Origin of the sequence: Providencia alcalifaciens, assembly GCF_020271745.1 — a bacterium.
Taxonomy (GTDB): domain Bacteria; phylum Pseudomonadota; class Gammaproteobacteria; order Enterobacterales; family Enterobacteriaceae; genus Providencia; species Providencia alcalifaciens_B.
This window is the reverse complement of record NZ_CP084296.1, coordinates 2833211-2846791: the sequence shown is the minus strand read 5'-3', so window position 1 is coordinate 2846791 and position 13581 is coordinate 2833211. Positions and strand designations below refer to the sequence as shown.

The following is a 13581-nucleotide window of genomic DNA, read 5'->3' as shown; positions in this document are numbered from 1 at the left end:
ACATTTCAACTTCATCAGTCTAGCAAAGGATATTTGGCTTTAATGTATAATTATGTAAAGAATCGCGTAAATTAAGGAAAATCCATCACCTTTATGCAAAAAGGTGAGTGAAATCACTTATAACACGTCGATTAAGACGACTTTAATTCCTTACCGTGAGTGATATGTAAGCGCAATATATTCAATATATAAATATATAAATATATTAAAACGGAATTGTTAGGAAAATTTAGGAATTAATGTAGAAAATAGCATCGAAGAGCCTAAGCTCTCCGATGAATAATGACTATTTCAAAATTGTTTTAATTGCGGGTAGATATTTTTCCGCATTATCAATACTGCCATCATATTGATAAATGTCTGCTCGATACTGTGGCTGGTCATCTTTATCGACCCATGCTGTCTGATAGTAAAGATACACTGGAATACGGTCTGGAATATTCACATAGCGCGTTGAGCCTTCTTTTAATGCCCCATCAATACGAGTCTGAGCCCAACCTGCATCACCTAATAATATCGTCGCTAGCTCACTTGCCTTATTTACGCGAACGCAGCCTGAACTAATTGCTCTGGCATTCTTCTTAAACAAGCTATGGTTCGGCGTATCATGCAAATAAATTGCATCTGAGCTTGGCATATTAAACTTATAACGCCCTAAAGAGTTACTTGAGCCTGGTGCTTGACGAATACGATAAGGGAAATTCGCCGGTGTAATATTTTCCCAGTCTATTGTATAAGGGTCGATTTCATAAGCATCTTGTCCCCAGTCTGAATAGACTGTATAACCTTTGCGGCTAAAGTAGCTTGGATCCATTTTCCCTTTCGGGGCAATATCCTTGCGCGCCAAACTTGTTGGCACACTCCAAGGTGGATTTATCACCACATTATTCAGTGCACTACTCATAATTGGCGTTTTACGGTCTGCACGCCCCACAATCACTTTCGAGTCCAAAATGATGTCGTTATTCAGATAAAAATTTAATGTGTACGCAGGGATATTCACTAAAATTCCTGTACCACTACTTTCAGGTACAATCCGCAAACGCTGAATATTCAGTGCCATCAGCCCCGCTTTTTGTCTTGGCTGCATATTGAGCCAAACGCGTGTGCCTTTACCAATCACACCATCTGCTTCTAAACCATATTGGAGCTGAAATTTTTTCACTGCGTCCACTAAGTCATCACTATACACACGAGCATTCGCAGTGACTTTATTAGTCTCTTCTGGCGGTGCAGATGCATCAACGACCTCACCTTCCGCAGCGGCTTCCAATAATCCATCTCGCACTAAAATTTCACGGAGCGTAATCACATCATCGCTAGCTTGACCCGGTTTTAATGCCTTTGTACCCGTAATTTCTAACGTATCTTCCGGTAATGCGAGCTGTTTTAGCATCTCTTTGCGCATCGGTTGATACATCGCGTGTTTCGGTGTTTGAGCCTTAACCCACTCACCCAAACGGTGTTCAGATTCAGCCTCTAACCACGGTTTCATTTGTGCCGCAGTCGGTGCGATAATTTTATAAGGGCGGCTGGTGTATAACCAATATTGCCCCGTCGATTCAACGGAAGACAGATAGTGTAAATAACCCAACATCGCGTCAGATAAAATAGCATCTCGCCCCATTTCGCTCAGCTGGCTATTTTCCAATGAAACTAACCATTCGCTAAATTGAGGTTGGAAACCTGCTAAGGCAAGCTCAGCTAATTGCTGTTGAAACTGGCTAATTGCCGTTTCATCTTGCCATAACAATTGCATTTGCCTGTCAGCATAAATTTTTGCCAACTGGTTCGCAAACACCAATTTAGTCTCAGCTGGCAAAGATGCGTTAAGCTTTTCCAAGCTCTCTTTTGCCGTAACTTTACTCACCTCTTCAGCAACAACTGATTGAGGCTGTTGAATTTCCATACTGCTTTGCTGCGTATTTTCTGCTGCGGAAAATGCAGGGAACTGCATCGCCATCAGCCCACATAATACTGAGATCTGCAGAGCTTTCACTCTTCTCTTTGCCATACATCCACCTTAAAGTTACTACATGGATAACATTATTTTTTATTATAGTGACACTATTTGATTATATTTAACTCTGAGAAGAATGTTATAGGAATTGACTAATTTTGTCTTTATTGATGAAAAAAGTTATTGAGGTAGGCTATCCGAAATAAACGTGATTTATAAAACAGCATGAAAAATAGAATTGTTTACGTTCTCCACCAAAACTAAATGATATAACATATCAAATATTGACGTCATTTATTCCCTCAATAGAGTTAATTTAATATAAGTTATATTAAATCACCGGAATACGTCATCAATAAATAAACACTATTTTGTTAGTTAAAGGCGAATAATCACCTTTAACTAACTTTTTATCGAATATTAATACTCGGAATTGATAACAACTTCCTCACCAAAGCGACCCGCTTTTGGCAACGGTTGATAAGAGGAATTTGAAGCACGGAGAATACGAATCCCACGAATATCTAACTCATGGGCCGCAGCAATATCCGCATCTGCATCACCATAATAGATAGTTAATTTATGGTCACGCATCCAGCTTACTTTATTATTTTTGCCGGGTTCATCGCCAGCAAAAATGACTGGATTCATTTTATCTGCAGGAATTCTCAAGCCTTCTTGCACATATTGAGTCACAGTTTCAGTTTTGGTCTGTGTACGACCTGTAATAAAGTAAACTTTATCACCACGCTCTAAATGCATTTTAACCAAATCGATGCCCACTTGTTTTGGCATACTGAATTTATCCCACTCATTATTCATTTTTTCCCAGAATTGAGGGTTTTTCAGATAACTAAAATCATTTGGAGAGAATTCAAGTTTTCCACGGTAAAAGCCTGGGCTTGAGAATAAAACGGTGTCATCAATATCAAAACCCACCGCCATTGGTGCTTTACCTTCTAAACTCTGTTTAATTTGTTCAACAGAGACCCAATGAACCGGTTGTTGTGCGGCTAATTCCGCAACTGTTACCCCAGTACTGACTGTCTCTGGCATTGGGATTTTGGCTTGAGATGTTGCCGTAAAGCTCAGCGCTAATGCAATTGCACTTAACGTTAATGTAATTTTCTTCATGTTCGACCCTTATAATAGCTTTATTTCGTGATTCACGACTCACAGAGTGTAATAGTAAAAGTTTTCATTACATAAAAATGAGATTCAAATCTCATTGCGGTCATCTATTAATGATTTAAAGGGAAATGAAGATAATAAAAATAAAGAGTCGAGTAAGAGGTAATATTATCCACTCCCCCCTTATCCGGAGCATCCAACTGCTTGATAACCACAATAAAAAAGAGCCCATTAAAATCTAGGCTCTCGCTAATATATGGATAAATATAATTATTTAGGTTCTTTCTCTGCTAAATAACGAAGAATCGCTGAAATATTTTTTAAGTTATAGCGCACTAAAATTTCGTTTTCTTTGGCTTTAAGCAAGGCATCATAGTCATCTTCCAACTGTCCTACATCTAACTTAGGTTCATTATAAACATCATAAAGAGCATCTGAAGGAACATTCCAATAGAAATCTGAATCCAGTTTAACACTCTCGATGTCATTCTTTTTCATTTCATCGAAAATTGAATAAATTGCATCTTCAAGTACATTGAGATTTATGTTCATAAAAAACATCTATTAGAAATATCGTTCGATATAATAAAGTTTGAATGTGCCACTTGCACTCTAATATCTAAAATATTCTATCCTTGGTAGTCCTCATATTCCCAAAAGCTAAGTCGACTTAATTTTAGTGATGCTTTTGACCAATCAGAATCGTCACATAACCTAATTTGTTGTTCTAACTGAGTTAATATTTTGTCATAGTCGTATTCCGCGACAATAATCATTCCTTTTCCAAATATTACATTATCCTTGATTAACTCTTGTTGAAGCCAATCTGGAGTGCATATAAACCAATCAAATGATTCCGCACCTTCATGATTCTCAGGTCCAATCATCGTACGTATCCAACTACCAAAGTTTTTAGGATTGTCTGGCCAATAGAAAACTAGATTATCTTCTAATTCAAGAGATCTAAGTGATTTTAGTTTTATATTCATTTTATGATATCCAAGTGTCCATTACTAATAGGTCTACCCGTTGGTGTTAACTTTTGCTCAAAATTAGCTTGAACACCTGTAGTTGAATACTGACTATTAGGCTTTAATGAAGGTGGGCGATAAATTCTAAGTCACCGCGATTATCCATACTGCTCCAACCAAAACTACTGTTCCATTCATCCCAACCATAATTATCTCTAGGAGGTAAAGGTGAAGCTGTAACAATCATCGTATCTGTATAAAGCATAATTAACATCCTTGTTGTTATTTAAAAACAGCAAAGAAATTAAATTTTAAAATTTTTATAGTCAACTAAGAATGAATATTGAAATTATAATGACTAACTTCTTTATAGAATTAATAAAAATTAAAGTTATTGTCGTAGTCAATAAAAAAACCGACACAGTTTCCTATGTCGGTTTTTTTATCTAAAAACAAAAATCAATTATTGAGGTAATGCTTGCGGAGCAGGATTATCCTGACCAAAACCTTTCAACCCAACGACGTGAACATGTTCTGTATTACCGGTCACTTTACGCACCAGTTTATATGTCGTTCCTTTCTCTGGGCTAATGTTTTCCGGCGCTGCAATGATTAGCTGCATTTCCAGTCGGTCACATAATTCGAACAGAGTCGCGATAGATTTGGCATCCAAACGCGCCGCTTCATCCAAGAACAGTAAACGACATGGAATGATATCTTTCGCACGCAGTCTGCGGGCTTCTTCTTCCCAGCTCTGAACGACCATCACTAAGATAGACATCCCCGTACCGATCGCTTCACCGGTTGATAACGCACCGCTTTCCGCTTTTAACCAACCATCAGAACCACGGTTAACCTCAACATCTAACTCTAAGTAGTTACGATAATCTAACAGTTCTTCACCAATAGTTTGCGGCAAACGCTGCCCCATATCCATCTGCGGGTTCAGGCGTTGATACAGTTTCGCCATGGCTTCAGAGAAGGTTAAACGTTGGCTAGTAAACAAGTCTTGGTGCAATTCGCTCTCTTCTGACAACACGCTCAACAACAAGGCGTGGCTTTCGCGAATATTCACATTCAGTCTAACCCCTTTAACCTGACCAAATGCCACCGCCTGTAAGCCTTGGTTCAGCATACGAATACGGTTTTGCTCACGCTGGATAGTTTTACGAATGATGTTCGCCACACTCTTCGAGCTAATTGCCAGTTTTTGCTCACGGGCAGTTAACTCTTCGGTCAGACGCGCTAACTCAATTTCCATCTGCTCAATCGCATCGATTGGGTCATCGGTACGAATAATATCTTGGCGAATGCGCTCACGCAGATGTTGGTAAACTGCGATAAAGAACTGAATTTTACGCTCAGGATGCTTAGGATCTTCGGACATGCGCAGCACATCACGCAGATGTTCGTTATCCGCCACCGCTAAACGCAGCGCTCCTAACGCCTTATCCGACATCGAACGTAAACTATCGCCATCGGTATAAGCCAATTCGCGACGATGCAGACGACGCTCAACGCCATTATCTTTCACCAAGCGCATCACCGCACACCAGCCCGCTTTCGCCATCACGACTTGCTCACGGATTTGGTAATAATCTTTTTCCAGCTTACGCAGGCGTTTTTGCAGGTTATCCATTTCCGCTTCGCATAACGTCAGTTGTTTTTCTAACTGGTTAATGCGGCTACGGTTTGCCATAACAGATTGATGTAATTCATCACGGCGAATGCTGGCTCGCTCTTGCGCATCAGGATCCGCTTTCACACCCATTTCCTGCATTTCTGCTTCAAGTTCTTTCAACATCTCTTGCTTGGTGTCGAATGAACTGCGCAGCGATGCCAGAACTTGATGATATTGCGTGCTTTGTGCTTGTTGCTGACGTAATAGCTCACGGGCACGAGTTCTATCGGCTTCCGCATGCTCTAAACGCTGGCGCAGTTTTTCATTCAAGTCCGCATTTTCATTGACCATACCCGTCGAATCACTGTAACTAAAGTGTGCGCGACGTTGAGCCACTTCAACCAAGGCAAAGGCTTGTTGCTTCGCATTTTGCTGGGTATGTTTCGCCAATTCATAATCTTTACGCAGTTGATCATGTTGCTCAGGATCGCTGAGTAACACCGTCACAATCGGCTCTAACTTCGCCAGATTGTTACCGTGTTTATTGATGAAATGTGCCGCTTCTTCAGCTTCTGAAAGCTCTTCGCGGATTTCTTCAACGCGATCCACCAGCGTTTCATCCATCAACAAATTCACTTGCGGCAATAAACGGTTTAATGCCAGTAAGTTTTCTTTACCTTGAGCGAACTGTTGGCGTTGTTGCTGGGTCTGCTCTTCAAATTGGTTCAGTCCACGTTCTAATTCAGTACGTTTTTGATTTAATGTACGAATTTCAGCTTCAGGATCCGCTTCAAACGCCACTGAAATATGCTGACCGATAAAACGGCTAAATGCTTGGTGAGCACGCTGAATTTTTTGTACGTCAAATGACAAGGTCGCATAACGCTCCGCCAGTTCATCACGCTCAGCACTCAGTGACTCTAAATGACTCTCGCGGGCAGCTCGACCAAATAACGGTAATTCTGGGTAGCGGGAATAACGCCACTGACGCTCTGATGAGCGCACTAATACAGCATTTTCAAACTCTTGAGCATCAAAAACGCTGTCATCAAATGAGGATGGATCCCCCTCGATAAAATACACATCATCAGGGCAATCTTGTAGATTTTCTAGCTGCTCACGAACCACAGCCAAATCTTGTACCACAATACCGTGACGCGCTGGACCGTACAACGCAGAGAAATACGCCGCATCTTCAATAGTAATATCGTCGTAGATTTCAGATAACAGCACGCCATTAAAGCGCTCTGCCAGTGCCAGCATGCGCCCATCTTCGGCACCACTTGGCTGGCTTAAACGTTCGATTTGCTTATCAAGATCTCGACGTTGGGCTGCGACTTCATCACGTTCAACCGTAATTTCCCTTTCTTGCTCAAGAAGTTGCTGCATAAATTCAGTCACTTCAGTGCTATTTTCGAAAGTTTCACCCGATTGTTCATTGAGTTGAGTCAGTGCTTCTTGCGCCATAATCCACGCAGGCGCTTTAGCGGAAAGCTGGCTGATACGCTGGCGAATTTGCTCCAGCTCTTGGCGCATTTGCATGCGTTTTTCGCCGCTTTCATTAACGCCAGTACTTAACTCTTCTTGCAGAATTTCCAACTCAGCCATCAAGGCATCAAGCTCATCCGGCTCGACACTTTGGCCATAACGCTTACAGAATTCACTCAGCAATTTTTCGGCATTACGCTGGCTGTCTAAACGCTGTTGCAATTCAGATAATTGCATACGCAGTGGCTGAACACGCTCTGCTAAATGCTGTTGCGATGACCAGTCACGCAGTAATGAACGCGCTTGTGTGTATGCATCCCCACGGCTCACATCGCCTAACATGGTTTTCACCAGTTGATACGCTTGCTCAAACTGGCTATGCGCCGCATCCGCCACGCTCATTTTTTGCTCTAATGCGAGTAAGGCTTCTGTGGCTTGCTGCTCTTTGGCTTCAAAAGTTTCCAGCCATTCATCGATGTTTTCAATGGTAAGATCAGGCAGTTGGCAGAGTTCGCGAGCACGGTTTAAGGCATGAAGTGCTTGTTGATACTGAATCGCACGAGTTTGCTGTACATCAAGTGCTTGCTGGTAATCTGCCAGCTGGTTTTTCAGTTCATCAACTTCAATTTCAGCGGCTTGCGCACGGGCATCAAGTTCTTCATGCTTTTCTGTCGCTTCAGCGACGACTTCGCTCTGTTCTTCAAGACGGTAAGTGAGCTCTTCAATATCGGCTTGGTAGCGGTCAATTTTTTCTTGATGACGTAACGCAGCTTGCACCAGATTTAAGTGGTCACTTGCCGCTTGGTAGTCTGCTTCGATTTCCGTCGACGCTTCATTTTGCTCATTTAATTCACGGGCCATTTCCACACTACGAACTTGTTCAACGCGCAGTTGTTTGCGGTTACTGTACAGTTCGTTACGGGCGGCCAATGCCGCATCTAAGTGAATTCGACGTTCATTCGAGTGGCGCATATAGTCCGCAGATACATAGTCTGTGGCTTCGCTGATCAAATGTTTAAATAAATCACGGTCAGATTGTGTTACGCGGATGGCTTCCAGTGTTAAACGGTTTTCCCGTAATGCCGCTTCCATATCTTGGAATGCTTTACGTACGCCGCTGTTTTCCGGTAATAAATAATCACGTAGTGAACGCGTGATCGCGCTGGAAATACCACCATATAAGGAGGCTTCAATCAAACGGTAATATTTACTACGGTCGCCTGCTGAACGCAGACGTTTTGGCAGCACACCCAATTCGAATAATACTGAATGGTAGTCTGTGATCGAGTTAAATTGCTTAAATTGGATGCCTTCTTGTTTTTCTACGCGCTCTTTCAGGTCATTCAACGGAATAACCTTAGCTTGGCGCCCTTCAAACACTTCCGTTAATACTTCCGTTGGCACAGTGGCTAATGGCACGCCTTGGATCATAAACGGTTTGATATCGACTTTTTTATCGCGTCCAGCCACTTGCTGTAAGCGAACGCCGACCATAACTCGTTGATGTTTAGAGTTTAATACATCCAGTACGGCATAACAGACACCTGGACGCAGCTTTCCGTGTAGACCTTTATCACGGGACCCCGAAGTGGCCCCTGCTTCTGTGGTATTACGGAAATGCAGTAACGTTAAGTCAGGGATCATCGCGGTAATAAAGGCCGCCATGGTGGTGGATTTACCCGCACCATTTCCCCCAGACAGGGTGGTGACTAATTCATCAAGGTCAAAAGTACGAGCAAAAAAGCCGTTCCAGTTCACCAGCGTCAGTGAGCGAAATTTTCCGCGTTCAATCATTCTTGTTCATCCTCTTCACTGTCAGCCAGATCTTGACTCTCATCCGTTTCGTCTTCATCGCTGTCTCTTAGCGATAATTCCCCTTCAAGAGAGACCGCCTCACCATCACGGATCATGCGTAATTGTGCTTCTTGTGGATTATCGCCACTACGTACATCCGCACCAAAGCGGAATACAGACTCATTAATAATAAATTTACTGGAGTCATTTTGCAGGAAATAGACCATACCTAAACGACGTAAACGGTTTAAGGAGGTTCTCAGTTTATCCTGTAATTTTTGCTTATCGAGGTCTGAACCTGTGGAGCGTTGGTTAACAAATTTCAGTAATTTGCTTTCGTCGGCCAGCGACAATAATTCTTCAAACAGCTCTTGAGAGGTAAAGACCCCTTGGTTGGTTAGACGCTCAGGACTCAAATAGAGATAGCACAGAATTTTACCCACCATCATGTCCAATTCAGACAAAACAGAACGGGGAATTAAGGTGCTAGAACGGGGACGTAAATAGAAGAAGCCTTCTGGTGCCCGGATCAGTTCAACATTATAACGAGCATAAAATTGCTCTAACGATTCCTGAAAATCCATTAAAAATGCATGATTATCGAGGTCATCAATACTGATATGGCGACCTGCACGCAGTTGGCTGTCGAGCTCAGGAAAAATAGGGTTAGCTAGTGCTTGAGCCAGTTTAACTGGCATAAATTGTTCAATATTTGTCGATGACATGTGCCTGTACCTTGGCTCCGTGATCATTAATAGCGCGCCATTCTGCCGGTAATCCCGCCAGATCAGCCTCTGCGATACCTAGTTTTACAGCCTGATCGATAATAATACGCGCAACGTCAAAATGGCGTTTCTGCGGGTATTGCGTCAGATAACTCTGTAATACGTGACCGACATCCAGCGGTTTGTTATCCGTTTTATAGAACGCAAGTTGCGCTTCGATTAACGCCGCTAATTGGTCATTAAGTTCACTGAACTCTTCAAATTCCAGATCAGGTGGGAGTTCCCCCATCACCTCTTGATCATGAAGTGTTAGCTCCTCATCACGCATATCAAAAAGCCTATCCGCATTGGCATAGGTGAGTGCCCAAGGGCTATCGAGGTACTGCTGTACAGATTGACGTAAACGTTGAGAAAATATACGGTTTTTATCCATATCAATCGCTGTACGGATAAATTTGTGAACATGTCGGTCGTAACCAATCCATAAATCAATGGACTGCTGCCCCCAACTCACAATACGGTCTAGCTTGTTTTGCAAATCAAAGATGAGTCGGTCGACCATTTCCGAGAACTGCGGCGCATTCATGTTCGCTTCTTGAATACGCAGTAAGTTTGCCTGTAGCTTATCGCCAGCGGCTTCTAAAGTATCTTGCAATTCTCTTAATGTGCCGGACGTTTCAGAAAGTAGCTGCTCACAGTTGGCAATCGCTGCCTGCCAGTCTTGGTTTAACAATGCGGCAATATCATCTTTAACGCTGTTTTGTTGCTCGTCCATAATTCGCTGTGACAAATCAATACTGTCAAAAATTTCAGCGACTGAATATTTTAATGGCGCAAAAACATGGCGGTGCCAATAAAAATCATCACCACCTTCTTCGGCTGATTCCGCTGCACGTTGTAGCTCTCCCGCTACAATCGATAACTGCATTGACAATCTTAATGTCGAAAATTCGCGTTGACGAATATAGTAATCACTAATGCCAATACCAAGTGGCGTTAGGCGATAAATCGCATTTCCTTCGACAATGTCGCTGGCAAAGCGGTTAAATATTTTTTGGCGAACCATGTCGTTGATAGCGTTGTTCGCTCTGACTGCCAGTGATTCGGTGGTTTGCTCGAAGCCTTTGCACACTTCTCGAAACGCATCCACCAGCTCCCCTTCACTCATTTCACCATTAACCCGTTCACTGTTAAGCACTGCGACTGCCAGCAAAAATGCTAAGCGCTCAGCGGGTAGGGAAATCGCAAAATCATTTTTTCGTGCCCAAGACACGAGTTCAGGGACGGTCTGGGAAAAATCACTCATAAATCGTCCTTTTGGGTTTGTTTGCGTGCCATGACATGAATATATCGCCCCATACTAATATAGGGTTCATCACGACAATATTGTTGTTCAAGCGCCAATAACGCTGGAAAGTCTTTTTGTTGTAATTGTCTACTTTGCAAATAATCATGGAACACTCTGACGCCACTTTTGCCTAAAATATCCATACCACAACCAATCAGCGACTCATCAACCTGTTGAGGGAAAAGCGGGTTCTGTGGCGATAATGAACGTTTGCGACGACGCTGGATATGAGGAGTTGCGAGATGAAAATTACCTAAAATTGCATTACGCATCACCAAGCCATTTGCATTATAGAACATGACAGAAAATATGCCTTTTGGTCTGATGATCTCGGCCAGTTGCTCTAATGCATATTTTTGGTCGCTAATCCATTCAAGTACCGCATGAAATAAAACAAAATCAACTGGTTCATCAAGGTGTTGAGATATATCTTGAACGGCGCAGTGAACAAAGCTGATATTCTCGCTAATTCCTTGTTCATCAGCAAGCACCGATGCCCGTTCTAACATTTCTTCGGATAAATCGCAAAGAATGACCTGATGACCCATTGCGGCTAATTGGCGAGAAAAATGACCTTCTCCGCCGCCCGCATCTAATATACGTAATGTTTGACCTTGAAAATGCGTTTCTAGTAACTGGGTAAGATCTTGCCAAACTACCGCTTCGCGAATTTTTCCTTTTGTCGTTCCATAAATATTTTTTGCAAATTTATCGACAATATCATCAAAGTTGCGGTCTGCCATCTGCGTTCCAGTTACCTATCATGAGTTATTTACAGCATATCAAAACCAAGAATTATAACAGATAATCTAGCTGTTTTTGCATAGTACTTTATTTTGTATCCGATTTATTTTACATGGTATTTTATTGCTGATGCAGCTACATTTGACCCTATTCGCTCACATTATCTTCATGACAGGCTTTTTATGTTATTTCTGCTAAAAAAATACCTTGGCTCACTGTTAATGCCTCTGCCCTTGTTATTGATTATTGGAGGTATTGGGCTAATTTTATTATGGTTTACCCGCTGGCAAAAAAGTGGAAAATCCTTGGTGACATTAAGCCTTGTTATCATCGCGCTATTAGGGCTACAACCCATTTCTGATCGGTTACTGGCTCCCGTTGAAGGCCCGTATGATAAACGTTATGAGCTCATCACTACGAATCCACCTAAAGAGATAAAGTATATTGTGGTTTTGGGAGGCGGATTTACCTATAACCCAAATTGGAGTCCTAGCTCGAACTTGCTCAGTAACAGCTTGCCTCGAGTCACTGAAGGGGTACGTCTTTACCTGCAACATCCGGGTAGCAAATTAATTTTTACTGGTGGTAAAGCCAGTAGCCCAATCAGTAGCGCCGAAGTCGCATCGATGGTCGCTCAATCTTTAGGGGTTCCAGCGACAGATACAATCCCGCTAACCGAACCGAAAGATACGCAAGAAGAAGCCTATGAAGTGGAAAAAATTATTGGCAAGCAGCCGTTCTTGTTAGTGACCTCAGCGAACCATTTGCCTCGCGCGTTGAAAATGTTTACGAGTCGTGGAATGCAGCCTTATCCTGCCCCGGCTAATCAGTTGGTTATCACCAGCGACCTGAATCCTTGGGAGCGTTACATCCCTTCCGCATTTTATTTTAGCCACAGTGAACGAGCATGGTATGAGCTCATTGGTTCAATTTGGTGGCACTTAAAGCCCGATAATACCCAGCCAATCGAAGATAATCAGGCAGAGTAAAATACAAAGGGGAAACTTATTCAGTTTCCCCTTCACCTAGCTGGCCCTATTCACTCTGGAAATTATGGCTGAAACACTTGTCTAACCAGCTCGAGATCTTCAGGTGTATCTACCCCTGCTCCCGGTGCTTTTTCTGCAACCGCCACATGAATTTTTTCACCGTACCAGAGTACACGAAGCTGCTCTAGCATCTCGATTTTCTCTAGTGGGCTAGCATCCCAAGCGATATAACGACGAATAAAACCAGCACGATAAGCGTAGATACCAATGTGACGCAAGAAAGTATCACCGATGGTCTCTTTGCTCTTTGCAAATTGGTCTCTATCCCACGGAATTGTCGCTCGAGAAAAATAGAGCGCGTAACCATCTTTATCCATCACGACTTTCACCGCATTCGGATTAAATGCTTCTTGTGCACTATGAATGGGGACGGCGAGTGTTCCCATATTTGCTTGACTACCTTGCAAATTATGAGCGACTTGGCGGATGATTTCAGGTGGGATCAGCGGCTCATCACCCTGTACATTGACAATGATTTCATCATCCGAGAAGCCGTAAGTGTCAATCACTTCAGCCAAACGTTCCGTGCCAGATTGATGATCAGGGTTAGTCATGCAAGCTTCCCCACCCGCTGCGATTACCGCTGCCGCAACATCGGGATGGTCAGTTGCAATAATAACTCGGCTAGCGCCTGATTTAATCGCTTGCTCCATAACACGAACAACCATCGGTTTACCGTGAATATCTGCTAAAGGCTTACCCGGTAATCGTGTTGAAGCATAACGCGCAGGAATAATGACGGTAAACATA

At 42.6% G+C, this 13581-nt stretch carries 11 protein-coding genes; 1 reads left to right on the top strand and 10 read right to left on the bottom strand.

Annotation, left to right across the window (positions count from 1 at the left end):
- Window positions 1–286: 286 nt before the first annotated feature.
- The 9 genes from ldtD to cmoM form a co-directional block, all read right to left on the bottom strand.
- On the bottom strand, window positions 287–2014 hold the full coding sequence (gene ldtD, locus LDO51_RS13035; RefSeq protein ID WP_225574897.1) for a L,D-transpeptidase: 1728 nt from the start codon (window positions 2012–2014) through the stop codon (window positions 287–289).
- A gap of 366 nt (window positions 2015–2380) precedes the next feature.
- On the bottom strand, window positions 2381–3094 hold the full coding sequence (gene aphA, locus LDO51_RS13030) for an acid phosphatase AphA (protein ID WP_154604241.1): 714 nt from the start codon (window positions 3092–3094) through the stop codon (window positions 2381–2383).
- Between the two features lie 267 nt (window positions 3095–3361).
- Window positions 3362–3643: a hypothetical protein gene (locus LDO51_RS13025; RefSeq protein WP_225574896.1), complete on the bottom strand. Its 282-nt coding sequence runs from the start codon at window positions 3641–3643 to the stop codon at window positions 3362–3364.
- 77 nt (window positions 3644–3720) lie between these two features.
- Window positions 3721–4080, bottom strand: a complete 360-nt coding sequence (locus LDO51_RS13020; RefSeq protein WP_225574895.1) for an immunity 8 family protein — start codon at window positions 4078–4080, stop codon at window positions 3721–3723.
- Window positions 4081–4183: 103 nt separating this feature from the next.
- Entirely contained in the window at window positions 4184–4327 is a 144-nt protein-coding gene (locus tag LDO51_RS13015) for a hypothetical protein (protein ID WP_225574894.1), read from the bottom strand.
- 198 nt (window positions 4328–4525) lie between these two features.
- On the bottom strand, window positions 4526–8965 hold the full coding sequence (mukB, locus tag LDO51_RS13010; RefSeq protein ID WP_225574893.1) for a chromosome partition protein MukB: 4440 nt from the start codon (window positions 8963–8965) through the stop codon (window positions 4526–4528).
- On the bottom strand, window positions 8962–9690 hold the full coding sequence (gene mukE, locus LDO51_RS13005) for a chromosome partition protein MukE (RefSeq protein ID WP_225574892.1): 729 nt from the start codon (window positions 9688–9690) through the stop codon (window positions 8962–8964). Before mukE ends, mukB begins: the two co-directional genes overlap by 4 nt.
- The gene (mukF, locus tag LDO51_RS13000) at window positions 9671–10996 is read right to left on the bottom strand and encodes a chromosome partition protein MukF (RefSeq protein ID WP_225574891.1); all 1326 of its coding nucleotides are present in this window, start codon (window positions 10994–10996) and stop codon (window positions 9671–9673) included. Before mukF ends, mukE begins: the two co-directional genes overlap by 20 nt.
- A complete protein-coding gene (gene cmoM, locus LDO51_RS12995; RefSeq protein WP_225574890.1) occupies window positions 10993–11781 on the bottom strand; it encodes a tRNA uridine 5-oxyacetic acid(34) methyltransferase CmoM in 789 nt (262 codons plus the stop codon). The genes mukF and cmoM overlap by 4 nt, the downstream gene beginning before the upstream one ends.
- 183 nt (window positions 11782–11964) lie before the next feature.
- Here cmoM and elyC point away from each other — a divergent pair, with 183 nt between their 5' ends.
- The gene (gene elyC / locus LDO51_RS12990; RefSeq protein WP_225574889.1) at window positions 11965–12771 is read left to right on the top strand and encodes an envelope biogenesis factor ElyC; all 807 of its coding nucleotides are present in this window, start codon (window positions 11965–11967) and stop codon (window positions 12769–12771) included.
- A 62-nt stretch (window positions 12772–12833) separates the two neighbouring features.
- Here elyC and kdsB read toward each other — a convergent pair whose 3' ends face one another.
- Window positions 12834–13580: a 3-deoxy-manno-octulosonate cytidylyltransferase gene (gene kdsB / locus LDO51_RS12985; RefSeq protein WP_225574888.1), complete on the bottom strand. Its 747-nt coding sequence runs from the start codon at window positions 13578–13580 to the stop codon at window positions 12834–12836.
- Window position 13581 lies beyond the last annotated feature (1 nt).